The sequence below is a fragment of the Mycobacterium sp. NPDC004974 genome, from assembly GCF_053600815.1.
In genome coordinates, this window is record NZ_JBSGAQ010000002.1 from 423,638 (window position 1) to 442,462 (window position 18,825).

Consider the following 18,825-nt stretch of genomic DNA (forward strand, 5'->3'; position numbering starts at 1 on the left):
TCAGCCAGCCGGTTGCCTCGGTCACGGAAGACGTTCAGCCGCTGGCGATCTGCTGTGCAGCGTGATGGTCGAGTTGCCGGTTGGCGCAGATCGCGGTGAACACTCCGAGCGCGGCGACAGCGGCAAAACCGACTAGCAGGCAACGAGCCGATGTAACCATGTCGGGGCCGCCGGCGTTGACGAGTAGACCGGCCAGCGCGCTGCCGACCGCGGTGGACATCGTCAGCAATGTGGCGATCGCCGCGCCGGCCTGGTTCGCCTCGGCTGGGTCAACAGTCGCCATCGCTGCCACCGACAGGTGCGGCATGGCTAGGCCGATGCCGGCGCCACCGACAAGCAAAACGATGGGCCAGGCAATCACCACCGCGAGGGGCGCATCGGGTACCTGCAGCACTGCGAGTAGGGCGAAGGCTGCGGCCAGGACCCCGGGTCCAGCGACGTGGAACCCATGGACCATCTGGCGCGCCCGCATTGATGAACTCGCCAGCTGGGTCATCGACCAGCCGAACGACAATGCCGCGGCGAGGAATCCGGCGCCAACAGGAGACAATCCGCCGATCCGTTGGCCGAACAACGGCAAGAATGTCTCGACCGCGACGCCGGAGGCAAGCAGGAGAATGCTCAGGTACAACCAGCGCAGCGGGGATCCCGGTCGGTAAGTCGAAGCCGGCAGGATCGGTGTCGTGGTGCGTTTTTCGGCCCAGATGAAGGCCCCCACCAGCAGGAATGCGGCAGTGAGTGAAGCGGCCATTAACACCACGCCGCCGACAACGCCGGCCAGACTCATTGCACCGATGGCAGTGATCGCCAGTCCCAGTGGGATGACCGGAACGCTGGCTGACGGGCCCTCGACGCGCCCCGGCGGGAGGCTGCGTGGGACGAACGCCGCGATCGTGACTGCTGCCAAACCCAGCACGATGAAGGCCGCGCGCCAGGATCCCCATTGCGCAAACAGCCCACCGGCAGCGGGTCCGACCAGATTGCCAACGCCGAACATGGCCGAGACCAATGCGGTTCCCCGCAACCAAAGGTGGCGCGGCAACGTGGTGTGGATGAGGCCGAAGCCCAGGCCGGTCAGAAGGCCGGCGGCCACGCCTTGAACGCCACGTCCAAGCAGCAGTAGCAGCATCGTCGGGCTTACCGCGCAGATCACCGAGCCCACCGCAAACATGCCGAAACCGATGAGGTAGGACGACCTGTTGCCGCGCCGCGAAAGCAGTTGCCCGACAAGCATGGTGGCGACCGCTTGGCCGCAAAGGTAGATGGTTGCACTCCATGCGTAGAGTCGCTCACCGCCAATGTCTTCCACGACTGTCGGAAGTAGGCTGGCTGTCAGGTAGATGTTGATCGCACCCACCAGCACCCCCCCGGCCAGCACCACTACGGTTCCGAAGTGGCTGCCCAGGTCACGCCAGCGCCCGACCGGGTCCCTTTCGTTTCCCGCCAGGTCGCTCATGTGGTCGATGCGAACAGTTGCAGCATCTTGGCCGAGATCCATTCACCGGCGATCACCGGTGCCGGGGCAGCGCCTGCACCGGCCAGCGGTGCCATCGGTTCGACGAGGGCGTCGTGGTTGGGCTGAAAGAAGAACGGAATCGACAAGCGCGACGAGGTGACACCGGGCTGCGGATTGACCACTTGATGCATAGTCGAGGCCCATCGGCCACCGGTCCACAATGCCATCAGATCGCCGATGTTGATGACAAAGCTCTGCGGGACAGCCGGGACGTCAAGCCACACACCGGCAGTCGAGCGAACCTGCAGTCCAGCGAGGTCATCTTCCTGATACAGCACGGTCAGCGCACCGAAGTCGGTGTGCGGCCCGCGCCGCATCTGACCGGGCAACGCCGCCTGCAGTAGCGGATAATAATAGTTGGCGGTGAGCGAGGAGACGTGGCGGTCGAACTTGTCATCAAAGAACGTCTCCCCCAACCCAAGCGCAATCGCGAACAACCGCACCAGATCTCGTGCCAGATCAGTCACGGCCGAGGTGTATTCCTCCCAGACGTCCCTGAACTCAGAAGGATGGGCCGGCCAGACGTTCGCGAGTTTCCAGGACGCCCAATAATCTCCAAGCTTGGCCCGATCGTGGTCGCTGAGCTCTCCGGTCACGTGCGTGCTGAATCCTTCGCACAGGTCCGGCGGCGCCGCCTGCCCGAGCGTCTGCGCAGTCGCCCCGCTGAACCGACGAAATCCCGATACACCCGGTCTCGTTGCGACGCACTCCTTTTCCGTGTCGGGCAATCGGAAAAACGCTGTGGTCGTGGCGTACATCCGGCGGACCAGCTCGCGCGGTATGCCGTGACCGACGGCGATGAAGAACCCCGAGGCTTCACACGCTCGGCCGATGGCGTCGGCCACCGCGCGCCGACGAGCAGTACTGCGTCGAGCGGATATGTCGATGACTGGAACGAATCCGTCCACCACCGTGATTTCTTCCTGCGCGCCATCCATGAACCCCACACCCTCAATCGACCATTGATCGTTTATCGAACACTGTTCGGTTACGCAATCACTGTACTAGGCTTCGGCTACCGGTCGGCACGAGAGAATTGGCGCGAGGTGAAGAGCAGCCCCAGAACCACAGGCAGTGACCGCGGTGCTGCCACGATCGGCAGTGTGTGGCTGCGGCCGCGGCGCGCGGCCCGGGGCGGCCAGCCCCTCACCCTGGACCGGATCGTGGACGCCGCGATTGAGCTGCTCGATGAGGAGGGCCTCGACAAGCTCACCATGCGTCGACTGGCCGACCGATTGCAGGCGGGCGCCCCTTCGCTCTACTGGCATGTCGCCACAAAAGACGACGTCATCGATTTCGCCGTGGATGCCGTCTTCGCAGCGATCGCGCCCCAACCCGGCGACGGCGGTGACTGGCGCGAGGAAGTCACCCACATCGTGACGTCGTGGCGTGGTGCGTTGCTGCGCCACCCGTGGGCGGCGGGGTTGCCGGCACGGCAACGGCCCACGATCGGCCCGAACTTCCTTGCCTCCATGGAGAATCTGCAGGCTGCGCTGGTTCGCGCCGGATTCAGCGGACACGGCTTGTCGGCAGCAACCTGGTTGCTGTACAACCACGTGATGGGCTCGGCCTCGTCGCAGGTAGCGCTGAGCATTTCCCCCGAGGACCGCCAGCTCGGACAGGCCCAGTTGAACGCCGATCGTGACCGATACCCGACCCTGGCCGACAACGGCTATCTGTACGACGATGACTTCGAGGGCAGCTACCGAATGGGCTTGCAGTACCTGCTGGATGGACTGCAAGCTCAACAATCAGTGCCGACGCGGTCGGATTGACCATTCCTTCTGCAGCACAGGTATGCGATTTTTCGCAGGCCAGGCCGGCGAAGCCCGCGCAGTTCCAGGCGAGGCGCACCTAACGCGGTGCAACACCACGACCAGACGCGGCGCTACTCACCAGGTCGCGGTGGGTTGCTGGTAGCGCGTCGAGGCTAGGTCCAGGTGACCGGCAGTTCGTGGACTCCGTAAATGTTCATGTCGGTCCTGAGTCTCACCGCCGGGGCGGGGACGGCGAGCTGCAGGGTCGGGAAGCGGCGCAGGAGTGCCTCGAATCCGACGCGCATTTCGACACGGGCCAATTGCTGGCCCAGGCATTGATGGACGCCGTGACCGAAGGACAGGTGACCGCGGGCCGTGCGGTGGATGTCCAGAGTGTCGGGGTTGTCGAAGCGCTGGGGGTCGTGGTTGGCGGCCAACAGCGAGATGACGACGGTCGATCCCTTGCCGATGGTTTCGCCGCCGAGTTCGATGTCGTCGGTGGCGTAGCGGAAAAAGATGTCGGCAACCGACAGGTAGCGCATGAGTTCCTCGACCGCATCGGGCAGCAGATCCGGCTCGGCGCGCAGTTCGGCCAGCTGCTCGGAGTTCTCCAAGAGCGCGAAGGTGCCCAGCCCCAGCATGTTGGCGGTGGTCTCGTGGCCCGCGAGCAATAGCAGGAAAGCGATGCCGATCAGCTCCTCTACGGTGAGGTCGTCATCGCGGGCCAGATCGGACAGGATGTCCTCCCCGGGCGCGGCACGTTTGTGCGTGATCAGTTCGGCCAGGTACGTGGTCATTGCGCCATAGGCGGCCATCTTCTCGTCGAGTTGCTGGTCCTTGAGCATGAACTGGGCGGAGTTGGTCTGGAAGTTCGCCCGGTCCGCGTTAGGGACACCGAGCAGTTCACAGATCACCAGCGAGGGGACCGGCAGCGCGAACTCCTTGACCAGGTCGACCGGCGGGGTCAAGCGCGCCATCTCGTCCAATTGCCGCTCTGCGATGTCGAGGATCTGCTCTTCGAGCTGCTTCATACGTTTGACGGTGAACGCGCCGGTGAGCTTGCGACGCAGCCGGGTGTGATCCGGCGGGTCCATGGCGATGAACAAGCCCGGGGTCTGCGGGGACGGTTCGGTGGCGGCAGGCATGCCCGGGGTCTCGTACGGGATGTGAAGAATGCCGATGTCCTGGCGGGAGCTGAACCGGGTGTCGGCCATGAGCTGGCGGACCGCGTCGTAGCCGGTGACGAGCCAACCTTCGTGACCGTCGGGGAACACCATGGGACTCACCGGACGCGCCTTGCGCAGCCGGGTGATCTGGCGAGGCGGGTCAAAGGGGCCGGCATCGCGGTCCATGGGGAGGCCGTGCGGGATGGGTGCCGTGTGACTCATCGGGATTTCCTAATCGTTTGGCAGGGATGGGTTCTCGGTCGAGGTGGTGATCGCCGCCGCGGGGCAGAGGTAGGCGGCTCGGCGTGCTGTCGTCTGTTGCGGGCGTGGTGGTGCGGAATCGAGCAGTAGTACCCGGCCGTCCGTGACGTCCTGGTCGAAGACTTCCGGGGCCGTCAGTGCGCACATGCCGGCACCGATGCAGCGGTCGCGGTCCACGTGGACTTTCATCGACCGTTTCCGTCCCAGGTGACCGGGAGCCGGTGCGCGCCGTAGATGGAACTCGCGTCATCACGCAATGGCACGTCCTCGGGTGGGATGGCCAGACGCAGCGTCGGAAACCGGGCGATCAGCGCGGGGAAGGCGACCCGCATTTCGACGCGGGCCAGTTGTTGGCCGAGGCATTGATGGATGCCGTGGCCAAAGGCCAAGTGCCCGCTGGCGTTCCGACGTAGATCGAGGGTGTCGGGGGCGGCGAACTTCTCCGGGTCCCTGTTGGCGGCCTGAATCGAGATGGTGACCGATTCGCCTGCCTTGATCAGCTGACCGCCGAGTTCGACGTCTTCCAGCGCGGCCCGGACCCCGGTGGGGGTGATGGTCAGGTAGCGCAGCAGTTCCTCGACCGCGTTGTCGGCCAGACCAGGGTCGGCGCGCAACGCGGCCAGTTGTTCGGGATCGCACAGCAGGGCGAAGACACCGAGCGAGAGCATGTTCGCGGTGGTTTCGAGGCCCGCGCCGAGCAGGAAGCTCCCGACCCCGGCGAGTTCGTCGTTGGTGAGGTCGGTGGTGGTCAGGTCGCTGAGCAGATCGTCGGTGGGCTCGGTCCGCTTGTTCAGCACCAGCTCGTGCACGTATTGCCCGAGCGCGGTGTAGGCGGCGTGTCGCTCTTCTCGCGTGGCGGCCACGTCGTTCACCGCAGCCGCTTGGCGTTCGAAGAATTCGCGGTCGGCGTATGGCACGCCGAGCAGTTCGCAGATCATCATCGCGGGAATGGGTTGTGCGAACGCCTGCACCAGGTCCACCGGCGGGCCGTGCTGCGCCATCGCGTCCAGGTGCTCGGTGGTGATCTGTTCGACGCGTTCGGTGAGCCGCTGCATCCGGCGGACGGTGAACTTGCCGGCAAGCAGCTTGCGGTAGCGGGTGTGCTCTGGCGCATCGATTCCCGTGATGTCGCCGACCGGCGCCGAGGGCATGTCGCCGATGTCGGCCAGCGGCAGGTGCATGAGCTCATACCGGGAGCTGAAGCGGGGATCGGCCAAGACGGCGCGGACGAGGGCGTGGCTGGTTGCCAGCCAGCCGACATGGCCGTCAGGGTAGACGAGCCGGCTGAGTGGACCCCGTTCGCGAACCCTGGCCAGCTCCTCGGGCGGGTCGAAGGGGCACCTTGCGGTTCGCGCGTTGGGCAGGGCTGCCAGTCGGGGGATCGCTTCTGCGCCGGTGACGCCCTGGGGCGAGCTTGTTGACGGCTGGTGCTGCATTGTTCCTCCAGTGCGGGGTGAGGTGCTTCGGAGCAGACCGGTTGGCTTGGGGCCGTGCAGCTAACGCGGGTAGTCCCGGTTGAACAGTTTTTTCGACCAGAGATAGCCGCCGAGGGCGATGAGGGCGCACCACCCGAGCGCGATCCATGCGGCGTTGCCGATCGGGGTGCCCATGAGTAGACCGCGCAGGGTTTCGATGATCGGGGTGAACGGCTGGTGCTTGGCGAACCAGCGCAGCCCGGGAGGCATGGAGTCGGTGGGGGCGAACCCGCTGCCGAGGAACGGCAGCAAAAGCAGCGGCAGGCCCGCGTTGCTCGCGCTCTCGATGGTCTTGCTCAGCTGCCCGAGCGCGACCGAGAGCCAGACGAGCGCGAACGTCACCACCACCAGGAATCCGGCCGTGGCCAGCCACGCACCCGGCGTGGCGTTGGGCCGGAAGCCGACGAGCAGCGCGACGCCGATGACGGCCGCGATGCTGAGCATGGTCTGGATGAGGCTGCCCAGGACGTGTCCGGTCAGCACCGAGACGCGGGCGATGTGCATCGTGCGGAACCGGGCGATGATGCCCTCGGTCATGTCGATCGCGACCGAAATCGCCGTCCCCTGGACTGCGGCCGTCACGGTCATCAGGATGATCGCGGGCGTGACGTAGTCGACGTACTCGGCGCGTCCGCCTGAACCCGCGCTCAGCCCCGCGCCCATCGTGCCGCCGAACACGTAGACGAAAAGCAGCAGGAAGACGACCGGCATCCCGAGCAGCGTCACGGTCATCGACGGGTATCGCAGCATGTGCTTGAGGTTGCGGCGCAGCATCGTCGCGGAGTCGCGGAGCGGGTGGAACCGGAGGTTCGCCGGGGCTGGCCCGGGGAGGACGAGTGCAGGGCTCATCGAGAGGACACTCTCTCGTTGTCGGGGTTTCCGGTGAGGGCGAGGAAGACGTCATCGAGATCGGGGGTGTGCGTGGATATCTCGTCGACCTCGATAGCCTGGTCTTCGAGCCGGTCGATCAGGGTCTTTAGCGAGCGGAGGCTGCCGTCGCCAGGCACCCGCAGGACGAGCGCATCGTTGTCCCGTGACACCTCGCCGAGGACCCCCTCGGCCGCTTCGAGGCCGAGCGGGTCGGCAAACCGCAGGCGGACGTGGCTGCCGGGAATACGGCGCTTGAGCTCGTCGGTGGTCCCTTCGGCGACCAGTCGGCCGCGGTCGAGGACCGCGATGCGGTCGGCCAGCTCGTCGGCTTCCTCCAGGTACTGGGTGGTCAGGAAAATGGTGACGCCGGTGGCTACCAGGTCCCGGACGATCTGCCACATGCCCCGGCGGCTGCGCGGGTCCAGGCCGGTGGTCGGCTCGTCGAGGAAGATCACTCGCGGGCTGCCGACCAGGGTCATCGCTAGGTCGAGCCGCCGCCGCATGCCCCCGGAGTATGTCGAGACCGGATTCCCGGCCGCGTCGAGAAGGTCGAACTGTTCGAGCAGCTGGTCTGCGCGTCGTCGGCCGTCGCGGCGGGCCAGGTGGTGCAGATCCGCCATCAGTCGCAGGTTCTCCATGCCGGTGAGCAGGTTGTCCACCGCCGAGAACTGGCCGGTGACACCGATCGCGCCGCGCACTGCATCGGGCTCGCGGGAGAGGTCGTAGCCGGCGACCTTGGCGTCACCGGCGTCGGCGCTGATCAAGGTGGACAGGATCTTGACGGTGGTGGTCTTTCCTGCGCCGTTCGCGCCGAGTAGCGAGAACACCGTTCCCTGCGGGACGGTCAGGTCGATGCCGTCCAGTACGACGTGGTTCGCGAACGACTTGCGCAACCCCGTCACGGCGATCGCCGGCTGGGATTGGTTGGTAGTCATCGTTTCCCTTTCGCCAGTACCAGAAGTGGGTCAGGAACGGCGGATCGTGATGCCGCCGAACGAGGTGTGCGCGCGCACCTCGACGATCTCGTCAGACTCCCGAGGCCGGGCGGTGTCATCCAGTAAGTTGCGCACCTGCCCGCAACTGGTTTTCACGTCCAGCCAGGCGGCGGTGTTCTCGGCGACGCCGATCTCGAGGTCGCCCATCGCGGTCCCGAGTTCGACCGAGCCACGGGCCACGTCGTCGAGGCGGATGCTGCCGTTGGACGTCTTCGCATCAACATCCGCGCCGGCGCGTCCGACGGAGATGTCGCCATTCGCCGCACGCACCCGCATGTCGCCGGTGACCGCGGCGATCGTGGTGTCACCGTTGGAGTTCTTGACGACTACGCCTCCCTCGACTTCGCCGATGCGGACCTGCCCAGAGCCGGTGTGGATCTCGGCGTTCCCCGCGACGGTGGTCGCGGTGACATGACCGGCCGCGGTGTCGACGCTCAGGGGACCGGTCCGCTCGAGCCGGACGTTTCCGGTGGAGGTCTTGAACCTGAACTCCCCGAGCCGGCCCGTGCCGTTGAGGTCTCCGACTTGCACCTCGCCGGAAACCCGCGAACCGCTGGGTAGTTCGATGCACACCTCCACCGACCTGCTCTTGCGGGAGAAGTCGAAAAGGCGCGCTTTCGGCCCCGCGATCTGGAGCACGCCGTTCGCGTAGTCCACGCTGATTCGCTGGGCGGCCTGGACGTCCGATTCATCGGCTTCGTCGCTCGGGTGTATATCGACAGTGGTGTCGGTGCGGTCGCTCGCGGCGATTCGCACATTTCCGACACCGAGCTGGACCTTGAGCGAAATCGGTTCGGGTGTCTCGAATTTGGGCATAGCTGTCCTCTCGTCATGGGTACGTGGAACTTCCCCGCAGGTCGGGGACGTGGTGTAGCGGAAGGCGGGTGTCTAGCGGGCCCAGCCGGTGAAGCGCTGCTTGGTGTGCTTGCCGCGCGGCTCGGCGGGCGGGTCGCGGTCCGGTTGCCTCAACGCGGCCAAAGCTGCGCGGACCAGCCAGGCATTGACCGAACGTCCCTCAGTGGCTGCGGCCTCCTCCACCGCAGTCTTGAGCTGTTCGGGCAAGCGCACGTTGATCCGTGCGGTCGGGCCGTCCTCGGCGATCAGTGCGTCGCCGCCCACCATCGCGGGAGCATTCTCAGCCGCGTCCTGAATCGGCTCCGCAACAGGTGCGGTGACGACGAAGCTCGGTTCGCGGCCGCGCAGGCGCAGCTCCACCGATCCCGGGGCCAGGTCCCGGGTGATCTCGTCTGCAGCGGCCGACAACGCGTCCAGCAGCGTCATCCGGATCGCCGACTCAAGCGACTCGGCCAGGCGCTCGATCAACGCGTGGGCGTCGTCACCGCGAGCTTCGGCCAGTGTGGCGAATTCACGCCCGAGATTGCCGACGTACGACGTCAAGTCCATGGTGCCACTTTGGCACACAGGTGGCACCACTTCAAGCCCTCAATGGCTCCCAGTGGCATCATTCCGCACCGGATTAGATGAACCCGCTGGTCACAAGCGACAAGACGGGAGATTCAATCGATCGTGCCCACCGTCAGGTGTGGACTTCGACGGGCCTCGAAGACGGTGCGCTCATCGAGCACGGCACAACAAGCCCTGACGGACGACCTGCGGCAGGGGGCCACCTTCACGCCACACGCGGCCAACTTGTTCTTCCAACTGATCGCTCCCGCTATGAGATCGGCTCGATCATGGTCACCAGCAACTTACCGTTCGGCCGCTGGGGCGAAACCTTCTCCGACGACGTCGTCGCCGCAGCGATGATTGACCGCCTCGTCCACCACGCCGAAGTACTCACCTCACCGGGGACTCCTACCGCACCCCGCACTCGCCGCGAACTGCTGACAAAAGCCGAACGGGGTAGCTTTCCCCTTGCAGGACACCGCACCGTGCGGACGAGGCCGACGAGTGGCGGCGCGTTGACGGCGTGCCACCGGGTTTCGACATCGAGCCCGGTCGCAACGTGGATTCAATAGCGACATTCTATGAACAACAACCAGATTCAACCCGGGGCACGTTATAGGTGGTCTGCAACTCCGGCACCACTCTGCCGGTGCGCGGTTCTCGACAGTGCACCGGATGATGTTGATGTCTAATTCAGCGCAGTACGTCGCGCCGGCTTGGGACGACCGTGGCCCGGCCCGGGTCTGCCGCCTGGATTCTGCTTACAGCCCGGCTTCAAGCTCCGTTGCCCGACGGAGGGCGTCCGCCAGTTCTGGTCCGCTGGCCCCGGCCCCCCTTGCGCGGGCCAGCAGTTCCCGGGCCAGGTCCTGCTCACCTTGGCGGACCGCCACGTCTGCCCGCAGCACCAGCAGCTTCACCAGGTGAATCGAGGTCGGCTCTTCGTCGGACCGATGCAGAGCCCGGTCTAGGACTTTCACCGCCAAGTCCAGGTCCTGCTTGGCATCGGCGTACAACGAGCCCATGTGGATTGCTCGGTCGAACGTGCCCTTCGGCAACGGCCGATGCTGCTGGTCCTCGCTGATCGGTTGGGCAACCTGGATCGTGTTCCCACCCGGATCGATCATCAGGAACTGTCGCACCCCGTAGCTCATGTCCGTCAACGCACCGATCCGCGGAACCCCGTGCACGGGCACTGCCCCGAAGGCATCCTGCAGGCCCTCTGTGAAGAGCGCATAGACCAGGTCGACGTCATCGGTATCGACTAAGCAGCCATGCGCGGAGGTCATCGGATCGAACTTCTCATCGCCGTAGAAGTTCAGCTCGATCCCTCCACGCCTCACACTCAGAAATTGGTATGGCGCCGTCTGTTGGAACGTGATCTCGAACCCCAGCGCTGTGTAGAAATCGGCTACCGGCTGGATCGCCGGGGCCATCAGCCTTGGAATCGCCTTCTCCGTCATGCGTCCCGAAGGTAGACAACGACCTCTGTGCACGCCCATGAATGTGAGAACCTCAACTTACCCTGGTCATCGGCAGTGCACTGCTATCTGCGGGCCGGCGCCACGGCCGACCACGACGTCAACGGTCGATCGACCGACTTGAGTAGGACGGCGAATACCGCAGTCCCCTAACACAATTGGCCGGCTCAAAGGGGCATCACTCGGTGAGCTTTTTCCGACGGCACCTACCCCATCGAATAACATGCGCGGGTCGACGAATCGCGGTGGTCGCGCGCGCTGGAACGTATCAGGTGCAGGACTACTACACACCCGATCCAGACTTGGAAACGGTACTAGCTCGGCACTCCCGGCAATCAAAGGACGAGGTGCTCAACGACATCGGCCGGGGAACCGACTTTCAGTTCTTCTACCAACGTCTTGACGTGGGCGACTACGGAACCCGCCGTTCCGCTGCTGCTCGTCGCTGATTTCGTTGGTGACGAGCCAATTTGCTACATCTCTGGCGACGACATCCTCATCGATACCCCGACCACCTCCACGCTGTGCAATGTCGCCGAACAGGTAGACGTCGGAGGCAGCGGACTCGTCACCCGCACATGCGACCCCACTGAGGCTGTAACTCGCTGACGGGTTCTGACGGGGGCTGTTCGGAAGTTGAGCCCGGATCTGTGGCAAGCGAATGACCCTCAGCTGTAGGTTGCCATTCTCGATTGCGGACGGCAACTCCTCGTCCTGCATGTTTCTCAGCGTTGCCACGGAGTTGGCGGAACATTATTGCCATCCAAATGGCGGATCCGAGAATGGGACGGTCGTGCTCACCGTTGACAACTCCCTTACTTCACGTGCACTTCATCACCGCAGTGCTTGGCGTCGATGCAGGCTGGTTGATGCCCAAGGGTTTGGTCAAACGACCGGAATCGGGATGAGGGTTGTATTCGTTCGTCACGAAGACTCATCCGGGGCTGGGAACGCTACGACGATGAGTCTGATCCGTTCAGGTTTGTCACTTGTTTGCGGAAAGTCGTGCGGTAGGCCTGAGGCGGTACGCCGACGATTCGTTTGAACTGGTCACGGAAGTTGGCGGCGGACTCGAAACCGACTTGGCTGCTGATGGTTTCGACGCTCTCGGACGTGCGTTCCAGCAGCTGTTGCGCGTGGCGTATCCGCACGCCGATAACCCATTGCATTGGCGTCTGACGGGTTTCGGCTTGGAATCGGCGGTTGAGTGTGCGGATGCTGGTTGATGCCTGGGCGGCAAGCTTGCGTAGCGTCAGCTGCTGATGGGCATGAGTTTCAATCCAACTGAGCAGCTCGCCGAGCTCGGTATTGAATGGCTGCTGGTTGCGCATGATGAACTGCGCCTGCCCGCCGCTGCGGTGCAACGGCGCGACAGCCAACCTCGCCGACTGGGCGGCCACAGCCGCCCCATAGTCGAGTGCCACCATATATAGGCACAAGTCCAAACCAGCCGAGGCGCCCGCCGAGGTCAGGATTTGGCCCGCATCCACGTAAAGGACATCAGGGTCAAGGTCCACCGCGGGATAGGCCCTTTGAAAACTAGACGCCCCAAGCCAGTGCGTCGTCGCCCTTTTGCCATCGAGTAGACCTGCCGCGGCAAGAACGAAGGCCCCGGTGCATATCGATGCGATGCGAATACCGTTGCGGTATGCGGCTTTTAGAGCGATGATCAACTCTGCGGGCGCTTCCACGAGAGGATCATGACAACCCGGAACGACGATGGTATCGGCGCTGCCGAGCATGTCGAGTCGATGGTCTGTTGCAATACGCATCGGCCCGGCACTGACTTCGGGGGCAGTGCCGCACACCTGCACCTGATAACCGGCTCTGCCATCGGGTGATTGGGCGCGGCCGAAAATGTCAATCGGTGTCGCCACGTCGGAGGCGACACTGTCCGGCAATGCGACGACAGCAATCCGATGCATGGTTGGCAATATAGCAGCGCGATACGGCCATCTAGCCAGTAGCGAGGGTGGCTAACATGCACCAACATCGTCAGGTGTGTACGCACAAATCGTTCTCTTCGACAAATTCGACCCACTCGATGTCATCGCACCCTTCGAAGTCCTCGTTGCGGGCGCGCAGGCCCTAGGCGGCGGTCTCACCGTGGAGCTGGTGTCTGCTGAAGGCCCCCGCGAAGTGGTTAGTGGCACGCAGGACATGACCCTGAAGGCCACCAGCCAGCTCGATCCAACCAAGCCGGGCTACGTAGTATTGCCGGGCGCGAGCGGCCCGATCAACGGTGACCCAGATGATGGCGTTGAGACCATCCCGGTACTACTGGCGCGGGCAGCGCAAACAGCACTTATCCCGTTGATGCGCAAGGCCTTCGCCAATCCCGATATCACCGTGGCAACCGTCTGCGGGGGCTCAATAGTGTTGGCCATGGGCGGGTTAATCGACAACCGCTACGCCACAACCCATTACATGGGGATGGACGTACTCGACGCGGCCGGAGTGAACGCGGTAAACGCTCGTGTGGTTGACGACGGGGATCTGATCAGCGGCGGTGGAGTCACTTCCGGCCTCGATCTGGGCCTCTATCTGTTGGAACGTTCCTATGGTCCGCGTATCGCCCACGCCGTGGAGAAACTCTTCGAATATGAACGTCGGGGCACTGCGTGGAAGCCATCAGGAATCGAACCGCAGGAGCCCTGAGATGAATATTGCTGGAGATTGGGACGTCACCATCAAAACGCCGATCGGCTCGCTGGCAGTGGAGTATTCGTTCAGCGACACTTCCGCCGGCCTGTCCGGCAGGGCCACCCTGAAGGGTGAGGTCGTTGAACTGCAAGATGTTTCGCAGAGCGGCAACCACTTGACGTGGCGGCAGAAAGTCACCAAGCCGATGCGGTTGAACCTCGAATTCGACGTCGTGATTCTCGGAGACGAGATGTCCGGGCACTCACGCGCTGGCCGGTTGCCCCGGTCCGCGGTGACCGGCGCGCGACGGGTCTAAGACTCCCCAACATCACCCCTCTAATACTCAGAAGGATCTGACCTTGAAGTTGCTCTTAGATTCGATGCTGCGCACCTCTGGACGTACCCGTTCCGCGGATGAGGAACGCAACCTGGACGCCGTCGTGTCCTCCTTTGAGGCACTGGCGGCGTGTGACGAGTCGCAGATCGACCGCTGCTACAGCCAGGACTACCTTGAACATGCCGCGACGGTGCCGGGTAGCACCCGTGAGGAGTTGAAGCAGTTCGTTCTTTCCTTCGGGCCGGCGCATCCGCGTGGCGAGCTACGCCTGAAGCGTCTGCTCGCCGACGGTCACTATGTCCATGTTGAAAGTGTCGGCCGGTTCGAGCCCGAGGATGGATGGACCACTATCAACGAGGTGTTCCGCCTCGAGGAGGGAATCATCGCTGAGCACTGGGAGTCAATAAGTCCTGCCGAAGACCCCGCCGAGCCGTACCGACGCGGACTGCCGACGGCGAACGTGAAGGTAATCGCCAGTGACGGTGTCGAACTGGCAGTCGATGTGCACGGTCCAACCGGTCGGACCCCGGTGGTGTTCCTGCATGGCGTGACGTCCAGCAGGGCAACCTATGACTGGCTGCCGACCAAGATCACTGCTGGCAGAAAGATCATCAAGCCAGACCACCGTGGGCACGGCGAATCCGGCCACAAGCCGGACAGCTACAGCCTTTCGCGGTATGTCGATGACACCATCAATATCCTGGAATCTGTTGCAGATCGTCCCGCCGCACTGGTCGGTTTCTCACTGGGCGGGGCGATCGGATGGACCATCGCTCAAAAGCGTCCCGATCTGGTCAAGGCTGTATTTCTTGAAGATCCCGCGTTGTTCCCGGAGTTCGTCTACTCAACAGACACTATTACTTCGGTGCTGCGTTGGACGCTGACCCAGCGACAAGCCTGGCACGCGCAGAAAGCCAATACCGACCACATCATCCGGGAACTGGGAGCCAAAACTCTCGGCCCCAACGCTACGTTCGGCAGCGTTACCCAGCCCGCGAGCATGCCCGCAGTCGCCTACTCGCTCATGGTCCTTGACCCAGGCGTCACCGAATCGGCGATCGATGGAACCATGACCCGGGGCATTGACACGGCGTTACCGGTACAGGTTCCGACCTTCATTCTCGCCGCTGACGAAGCCGCCGGCGGAGCGTTTCCACGGCAGTACGACCGACAAATTATCGAAACGCACCCCAATGTGGAAGTTCACCGTGTCGAGGGCAGCCCCCACACCATCCATTCTTCGCTGATCGGACGGGATGCATACGTTCACCACCTCGCCAACTTCCTCGACGAGCATTCACCGACCTGAGTCTTCCGACACCGATGGTCAAAGGGAAACCGGCGCCCTTCACCCGTCGCCGTGACCGACTCGGATGAGTAGCAAAACCAGCAGGGCGCGAGTCTATTTCGGCTGTGCCCACACCAACAACGGAGTGAACCAGTGACAGCATTCCTGTTATCCATCCACCTGGTGGCAGCGATTCTGACGATCGGCCCGGTCGCAGTCGCTACAAGCATGTTCCCGAGGGCAGTCCGCACCGCCATCCACGACGCGGGCAACAAGCAAGCCGTTGCCTCCGTCCGGCTCCTTCACCGAATTACAAGGGTATACGCGGTAGTCGCACTCGCAGTCCCGGTTTTTGGTCTGGCGACTGCCGCAAGCCTCGGGGTGCTCGGCCAAGCGTGGCTACTGGTATCGGTGGCGATCACCGTTGTCGCGGCTGGGATCCTCATCATGCTGATACTGCCTGCTCAGCGCCTGGCATTGGCAACTGTCGATCGCGCCCCATCCGTCAGTTCCTCCGACAGCAGCCCAGCAGGCCGACTCGTCGGCCTGCTGGGGGCACAAACCGGCATATTCAACCTGCTTTGGGTTGTCGTCGTCATACTCATGGTTCTGCGACCAGGCTCGACGACAGGAGTGGGCTTATGAATGCCTGAGTGCACGCATATACCCGCTCAGCCATCTTCGCCCGTAACCGCACCGACGCAGCCCCTTCATGCAGTGAAAGCGGTTATTTATCAAGAGGATCGGCTGTGCCAGGCAGCACAGCCGATCCTGCCTCACTCACCCACTCGTGCAACACGGATTACATGCGTCTTCAGTTCAAGAGTCACCGCGGTGATCGGCTTGCGATGGATCATCCGATACGGCGGGGCGAACGAACGCTGGCGCCAGACACATATACATCCACCGTCCCGCTGACTCAGCCATCCACGCCTTTCTGGGGAACCGCCCAAGCGTGACCTACTTGCGAGGACCGATCATCGGAGTAGAACTGTGAATTCTCGCCGAACACTTCACGTCATCGGATCGATCGAGCTGCTCACGCTTATTCTCATGCTGCTAAATCTGGCGACTGTTCACCTGCCTGCCATCTCACACATCCTCGGCCCTCTTCACGGACTCGTTTACACCGCCACGGTTGTCGCGGCGATTCTGCTCATGAACGGCATCCACCGCGTATGGCTAGTCGCGCTCATACCCGGCATCGGCGGACTACTTGCCGCACGCGCAGCAGGCTGTCAGACAACGCGGCTATCCCCTCACGCCGAGGGGCCAGGTCCGGGAAAGCGGGCAGATCACGAGCCTCGGTAGCCAATCCGATTCCTGCGCCACGTCTTCGCGAACTGCTCGATGGGTCTGCTCCAATGTGCGATTTGCTGCGGCGTGCCCGACACCAACACCGCGTTCCGGATCGCCGCGCGCGTGCTCGACTCGGCCGTAGCACTCAGACTGACGCGGATACCTGGCTGCGGGTCAATGGCGCCGCCATCTTGGCCACCACGTCGTCGTGATCGACCCCGGGCGCCAGCTCCACCACCGTGAAACCGCTACCGGTGACGTCGAACACCCCTAGATCCGTGCTCGCCCAGCTGACCACGCCCTTGCCGGTCAGCTGCGTGAGCACGCCGAGACAAGCTTGGCGGCACCGGATTTCGCGGTGTAGTCCATCAATACTTACACCCGCCCTCTAAAGTCCTCCTGGTACGGGGACTGCCTACCTGAAGGTGTCTTCCCGACGATCATCGACCTGCACCTGCAGGGCCGCCTGGAGAAGTTCGTTACCGAGCGGATCCACCTCAGCGATATCGAAGACGCTTTCACAGCAATGCATTCCGGTGCCGTACTTCAATCCGCAGTGATGCTGCGAGTCAGTTGGCAACCGTCCACCTGCCGGGAAACATAGGGGTCGAACGGGCCGCCACCTCCGGCGTTCTCGAACTCAACGACCACTTCCTGAACATCGACACCAACGTCTGGATCATCGAAGCAATGGCCGACACCTCGCAGGAAGGAAGAGCGCTCGCAGCCCGGCCATGATCCCAACTGATTAGCCACTTCACAAAGGCGGCAATCGATCATGTGCCAGATCGGCGACCTGGCGCGCCCGCTCAGCGCGAGCTGTTCGAGATCCGGTCACGGTTGATGCGGACAGTGGGACCACACGAGCACTTTGATGTTCGCGGCGCTGCCGACAATATTTCGGCTCTGCAGCGCATCTACGCTGACCATTGGCTGTCACGCGGGCTAGGTGAGGTCGCGACGGCACTGGCAACTCCGTCAGGAATGTTTGGTCGCCTCGACGAGCAATGCCGGCGCTTCGATCGCCAGCTGGCACGCCTGAAGAGACTGCGCAACTCCGCGATTCACGGGGGCCCGGTCAGCGACGCACCGTGTCAATCGGCTGCAACATTCGCCTTCAACCTCGGTCACCAATGCCTCAACGAAGCCATGAGAGCCTTTTGACAGGGCACGATATTCCTTCTCACATGGACGGGTACCGAACCGATCACGTCGACAGGTTCGAGCGCATCAGGACCGCAGGCGACGTCGATGCACTTTTCGTCCAGGTGGACCCGATAGACGACGATTGACAACTGTCTCACCGTGTCCATCGCACGAGCACTGCATATAGACGGATCGGTAAGTGTTGTGCGCCAACTGCGAACGGTCGGCAGCTGCTCGCCCGCTGGCCACACAAGTCATTGTCCCGCATGGGCGTTCTGCCGATAATCACGCCTCGTGTCGGCCGCTAGCAGTCACACATCGTCGGCACACGGACCTACATGTCTGGTCTCAATGAGCTCGCACTTATCGCATCTATCTGGCGGGTGATTGGATCACGCCTGCCTTGTCGTTCAACCTAGCGGCCGGTAGCGCCTAGGGAGTCTTCGGTGAGCACAGGTGCTTCTAAGCGGCTTCTTCGAGGGGCTGAAGTGGTGGCCAAAGGCGGCTACTTGCTCAAGTGCCCGGCCGTGTGCGTGGAGCGCATCGACCCGTTGCTCATGGACAGGATCAAGGCAACGGCGTCCCCCGAGTTGCCGCCTGGAGTCAGAACTTCCCGCAGGAGCAGGCCACGCAGCGCGGCGACCGCGATGATGGCCATGTTCAGCGCCTCCTCAGCGTTGCGCCCTTCGCGTTCTGCGAGCGAGGCCAGCATCATGGTCAGGTCGTCGAGCGAGTCGATGAACTCACGAAAGTCCCCGGGGCTGTATGCGGCAAGTCCTACGACGTGAAAGAAGCCGCGGATACGGGACAGCCGCTCCGGGCGGGTGTAGGCCCGCCAGATCGCCACGACGAGTTCGTCGAAGGTGCCCTGCTGGGCCGTCTCGAAAAACACCTCGTTGTCACGAGATCGCTGTTCCTTGAGCATCGCCGCCAAGACGCCCGAGAGCGACCCGAAGTGGTACCGCAGCAGGGCGTGGCTGGTCTCGGCCCGGGCGGCGACCTCACGCAGCGACATGTCCGGAGAGGGAAGGGATTCCCCGAAGGCAGCGAGAAGCCGAGCAAGAAGGCGCTCGCGTGCCTCGCCTTTGCCTTCCACGCTTGACAAGATCACCCCGACACTTTATCCATTGGATAAGATTTTTCCAATGGATAACGAGCCGCTGAGGGCACCGTGCTGCGCGGCCGGC

Annotated in this window: 19 protein-coding genes and 2 pseudogenes; 8 read left to right on the forward strand and 13 right to left on the reverse strand. The window is 63.4% G+C overall.

The window, feature by feature from the left end; genetic code table 11:
- Positions 1-34 precede the first annotated feature (34 nt).
- Entirely contained in the window at positions 35-1,456 is a 1,422-nt protein-coding gene (locus ACWEFV_RS06940; RefSeq protein ID WP_450069588.1) for an MFS transporter, read from the reverse strand.
- Positions 1,453-2,454, reverse strand: a complete 1,002-nt coding sequence (locus ACWEFV_RS06945) for an isopenicillin N synthase family dioxygenase (protein ID WP_450069589.1) — start codon at positions 2,452-2,454, stop codon at positions 1,453-1,455. Before ACWEFV_RS06945 ends, ACWEFV_RS06940 begins: the two co-directional genes overlap by 4 nt.
- A gap of 165 nt (positions 2,455-2,619) precedes the next feature.
- On the opposite strand from ACWEFV_RS06945, the gene ACWEFV_RS06950 reads away from it, so the two are divergent.
- On the forward strand, positions 2,620-3,291 hold the full coding sequence (locus tag ACWEFV_RS06950; protein ID WP_450069590.1) for a TetR/AcrR family transcriptional regulator C-terminal domain-containing protein: 672 nt from the start codon (positions 2,620-2,622) through the stop codon (positions 3,289-3,291).
- Between the two features lie 155 nt (positions 3,292-3,446).
- Here the strand turns inward: ACWEFV_RS06950 and ACWEFV_RS06955 are convergent, their stop codons facing one another.
- The 7 genes from ACWEFV_RS06955 to ACWEFV_RS06985 all read right to left on the reverse strand — a co-directional run bounded on the left by ACWEFV_RS06955 (position 3,447) and on the right by ACWEFV_RS06985 (position 9,444).
- A complete protein-coding gene (locus ACWEFV_RS06955) occupies positions 3,447-4,661 on the reverse strand; it encodes a cytochrome P450 (protein ID WP_450069591.1) in 1,215 nt (404 codons plus the stop codon).
- Positions 4,662-4,670: 9 nt separating this feature from the next.
- Positions 4,671-4,889, reverse strand: a complete 219-nt coding sequence (locus ACWEFV_RS06960) for a ferredoxin (RefSeq protein ID WP_450069592.1) — start codon at positions 4,887-4,889, stop codon at positions 4,671-4,673.
- A complete protein-coding gene (locus ACWEFV_RS06965; protein ID WP_450069593.1) occupies positions 4,886-6,136 on the reverse strand; it encodes a cytochrome P450 in 1,251 nt (416 codons plus the stop codon). The genes ACWEFV_RS06960 and ACWEFV_RS06965 overlap by 4 nt, the downstream gene beginning before the upstream one ends.
- 60 nt (positions 6,137-6,196) lie before the next feature.
- Complete coding sequence (locus ACWEFV_RS06970) at positions 6,197-7,024, reverse strand: ABC transporter permease (RefSeq protein ID WP_450069594.1); 828 nt, start codon at positions 7,022-7,024, stop codon at positions 6,197-6,199.
- Positions 7,021-7,980 carry an ATP-binding cassette domain-containing protein gene (locus tag ACWEFV_RS06975; RefSeq protein WP_450069595.1) on the reverse strand — a complete coding sequence of 320 codons (960 nt, stop codon included), beginning with the start codon at positions 7,978-7,980 and terminating at the stop codon, positions 7,021-7,023. Before ACWEFV_RS06975 ends, ACWEFV_RS06970 begins: the two co-directional genes overlap by 4 nt.
- 30 nt (positions 7,981-8,010) lie before the next feature.
- On the reverse strand, positions 8,011-8,856 hold the full coding sequence (locus tag ACWEFV_RS06980; RefSeq protein WP_450069596.1) for a DUF4097 family beta strand repeat-containing protein: 846 nt from the start codon (positions 8,854-8,856) through the stop codon (positions 8,011-8,013).
- A 72-nt stretch (positions 8,857-8,928) separates the two neighbouring features.
- Positions 8,929-9,444: a YlcI/YnfO family protein gene (locus ACWEFV_RS06985; RefSeq protein WP_450069597.1), complete on the reverse strand. Its 516-nt coding sequence runs from the start codon at positions 9,442-9,444 to the stop codon at positions 8,929-8,931.
- Positions 9,445-9,669: 225 nt separating this feature from the next.
- On the opposite strand from ACWEFV_RS06985, the pseudogene ACWEFV_RS06990 reads away from it, so the two are divergent.
- Positions 9,670-9,907: pseudogene (locus ACWEFV_RS06990) on the forward strand (ATP-binding protein); the annotation flags it as partial.
- 301 nt (positions 9,908-10,208) lie between these two features.
- On the opposite strand, the gene ACWEFV_RS06995 reads toward ACWEFV_RS06990, so the two are convergent.
- Positions 10,209-10,907, reverse strand: coding sequence for a VOC family protein (locus ACWEFV_RS06995; RefSeq protein ID WP_450069598.1), 699 nt, complete (start codon positions 10,905-10,907; stop codon positions 10,209-10,211).
- A gap of 971 nt (positions 10,908-11,878) precedes the next feature.
- Positions 11,879-12,850: a GlxA family transcriptional regulator gene (locus tag ACWEFV_RS07000; RefSeq protein ID WP_450069599.1), complete on the reverse strand. Its 972-nt coding sequence runs from the start codon at positions 12,848-12,850 to the stop codon at positions 11,879-11,881.
- Positions 12,851-12,926: 76 nt separating this feature from the next.
- On the opposite strand from ACWEFV_RS07000, the gene ACWEFV_RS07005 reads away from it, so the two are divergent.
- The 4 genes from ACWEFV_RS07005 (at position 12,927) to ACWEFV_RS07020 (ending at position 15,838) form a co-directional block, all read left to right on the forward strand.
- Positions 12,927-13,583, forward strand: coding sequence for a DJ-1/PfpI family protein (locus ACWEFV_RS07005; protein WP_450069600.1), 657 nt, complete (start codon positions 12,927-12,929; stop codon positions 13,581-13,583).
- A gap of 1 nt (position 13,584) precedes the next feature.
- The gene (locus ACWEFV_RS07010) at positions 13,585-13,884 is read left to right on the forward strand and encodes a hypothetical protein (RefSeq protein WP_450069601.1); all 300 of its coding nucleotides are present in this window, start codon (positions 13,585-13,587) and stop codon (positions 13,882-13,884) included.
- A 43-nt stretch (positions 13,885-13,927) separates the two neighbouring features.
- On the forward strand, positions 13,928-15,214 hold the full coding sequence (locus tag ACWEFV_RS07015) for an alpha/beta fold hydrolase (protein WP_450069602.1): 1,287 nt from the start codon (positions 13,928-13,930) through the stop codon (positions 15,212-15,214).
- 132 nt (positions 15,215-15,346) lie between these two features.
- Positions 15,347-15,838 carry a hypothetical protein gene (locus ACWEFV_RS07020; protein WP_450069603.1) on the forward strand — a complete coding sequence of 164 codons (492 nt, stop codon included), beginning with the start codon at positions 15,347-15,349 and terminating at the stop codon, positions 15,836-15,838.
- Between the two features lie 799 nt (positions 15,839-16,637).
- Here ACWEFV_RS07020 and ACWEFV_RS07025 read toward each other — a convergent pair.
- The gene (locus tag ACWEFV_RS07025; protein WP_450069604.1) at positions 16,638-16,817 is read right to left on the reverse strand and encodes a hypothetical protein; all 180 of its coding nucleotides are present in this window, start codon (positions 16,815-16,817) and stop codon (positions 16,638-16,640) included.
- A 63-nt stretch (positions 16,818-16,880) separates the two neighbouring features.
- Here ACWEFV_RS07025 and ACWEFV_RS07030 point away from each other — a divergent pair.
- Together ACWEFV_RS07030 and ACWEFV_RS07035 are read left to right on the forward strand one after the other, a co-directional pair.
- Positions 16,881-17,096 (forward strand): annotated as a pseudogene (locus ACWEFV_RS07030) (hypothetical protein); the annotation flags it as partial.
- Positions 17,066-17,230, forward strand: a complete 165-nt coding sequence (locus ACWEFV_RS07035) for a hypothetical protein (protein ID WP_450069605.1) — start codon at positions 17,066-17,068, stop codon at positions 17,228-17,230. The pseudogene ACWEFV_RS07030 and the gene ACWEFV_RS07035, both read left to right, overlap by 31 nt.
- Positions 17,231-18,143: 913 nt before the next feature.
- On the opposite strand, the gene ACWEFV_RS07040 is transcribed toward ACWEFV_RS07035, so the two are convergent.
- Positions 18,144-18,749, reverse strand: a complete 606-nt coding sequence (locus tag ACWEFV_RS07040) for a TetR/AcrR family transcriptional regulator (protein ID WP_450069606.1) — start codon at positions 18,747-18,749, stop codon at positions 18,144-18,146.
- Positions 18,750-18,825 lie beyond the last annotated feature (76 nt).

Coding starts and splice junctions, on each gene's coding strand:
- ACWEFV_RS06975 (WP_450069595.1), bottom strand. CDS start 7,980: ATGACTACCAACCAATCCCAGCCGGCGATCGCCGTGACGGGGTTGCGC.
- ACWEFV_RS06965 (WP_450069593.1), bottom strand. CDS start 6,136: ATGCAGCACCAGCCGTCAACAAGCTCGCCCCAGGGCGTCACCGGCGCA.
- ACWEFV_RS07010 (WP_450069601.1), top strand. CDS start 13,585: ATGAATATTGCTGGAGATTGGGACGTCACCATCAAAACGCCGATCGGC.
- ACWEFV_RS06955 (WP_450069591.1), bottom strand. CDS start 4,661: ATGAGTCACACGGCACCCATCCCGCACGGCCTCCCCATGGACCGCGAT.
- ACWEFV_RS07000 (WP_450069599.1), bottom strand. CDS start 12,850: ATGCATCGGATTGCTGTCGTCGCATTGCCGGACAGTGTCGCCTCCGAC.
- ACWEFV_RS06960 (WP_450069592.1), bottom strand. CDS start 4,889: ATGAAAGTCCACGTGGACCGCGACCGCTGCATCGGTGCCGGCATGTGC.
- ACWEFV_RS06995 (WP_450069598.1), bottom strand. CDS start 10,907: ATGACGGAGAAGGCGATTCCAAGGCTGATGGCCCCGGCGATCCAGCCG.
- ACWEFV_RS06945 (WP_450069589.1), bottom strand. CDS start 2,454: ATGGATGGCGCGCAGGAAGAAATCACGGTGGTGGACGGATTCGTTCCA.
- ACWEFV_RS06985 (WP_450069597.1), bottom strand. CDS start 9,444: ATGGACTTGACGTCGTACGTCGGCAATCTCGGGCGTGAATTCGCCACA.
- ACWEFV_RS06940 (WP_450069588.1), bottom strand. CDS start 1,456: ATGAGCGACCTGGCGGGAAACGAAAGGGACCCGGTCGGGCGCTGGCGT.
- ACWEFV_RS06970 (WP_450069594.1), bottom strand. CDS start 7,024: ATGAGCCCTGCACTCGTCCTCCCCGGGCCAGCCCCGGCGAACCTCCGG.
- ACWEFV_RS06980 (WP_450069596.1), bottom strand. CDS start 8,856: ATGCCCAAATTCGAGACACCCGAACCGATTTCGCTCAAGGTCCAGCTC.